Here is a 932-nt window from a genome sequence, read left to right as displayed (position 1 = left end):
TAGGCGAGCTGGGCGTCGAGGACGCCGTCACGCAGCCACTGTCGCTGCCACACCGCATAGTCCGCGTACTGAATCGGCAACTCGGAGAGCGGTGACGGACGTCCTTCGAGGCGCGCTCGGTAGAGGGCGATCAACTCGCGCACGAGCACGCCCATGGACCAACCGTCGGAGACGATGTGGTGCATCGTCACGAGCAGCACGTGATGCTGCGCCTCCAACCGGAGGATCCGAGCGCGCACCAGCGGCCCCGTGGCGAGTTGGAAGGGAAGCGTCGTCTCTGCTTCCGCGAGTCGGAGCGTCTCGTCCTCGCGGTCTTCGCGCTCGGACAAGTCGATGCGATCGAGCTGGAACGGCGTGGGCGGCGCGATGAGCTGAACCGGCTCGCCCTCCACCGAGAGGAACGTGGTGCGCAGAGACTCGTGGCGGCCGCACAGGTCCGTGAAGGCGTGCTCGAGCGCGTCCACATCCAGCGTGCCCTCCAGTCGCAGCGCGTTGGGCATGTTGTACGCGGTGGTGCCAGGCTGGAGCTGATCCAGGAACCACAGGCGCTGCTGCGCGAACGACAGCGGCAGGGGCTGCGAGCGCGACACGGGGATCAACGGCGGCGCATCCGAGCCCCGCGCTTCATGGCTCGCCTCGTCGATGCGACGCGCGAGTGCCGTCAGCGTCGTGGCCTCGAACACCGCGCGCAGAGGCAGGTCCACGCGGAACTGCGAGCGGATCCGAGAGACGAGCTGCGTGGCTCGTAGCGAGTGGCCGCCCAGCGCGAAGAAGTCATCCTCGGTGCCGATGCGCTCCTGGTTCAGCAACTCGGACCAGAGTCGAGCCAGCTTCACTTCGGTCAGCGTGCTCGGAGGGCTGTACGCGGCGACCGCGGCATCGGTGGCTTCAGGAGGAGGGAGGGCACGACGGTCGAGCTTGCCGTGAGAGGT

The 932-nt window shown here is 67.9% G+C and carries 1 protein-coding gene; it reads right to left on the bottom strand.

The window, feature by feature from the left end:
* Positions 1-932: non-ribosomal peptide synthetase (locus tag JGU66_36390; GenBank protein MBJ6766256.1), on the bottom strand; the 932-nt coding region annotated here is incomplete at both ends.

It is taken from the genome of Myxococcaceae bacterium JPH2, from assembly GCA_016458225.1.
GTDB lineage: Bacteria > Myxococcota > Myxococcia > Myxococcales > Myxococcaceae > Citreicoccus.
Note: the sequence above shows the minus strand (reverse complement) of the source record. Positions and strands in the feature narration are given on the sequence as shown.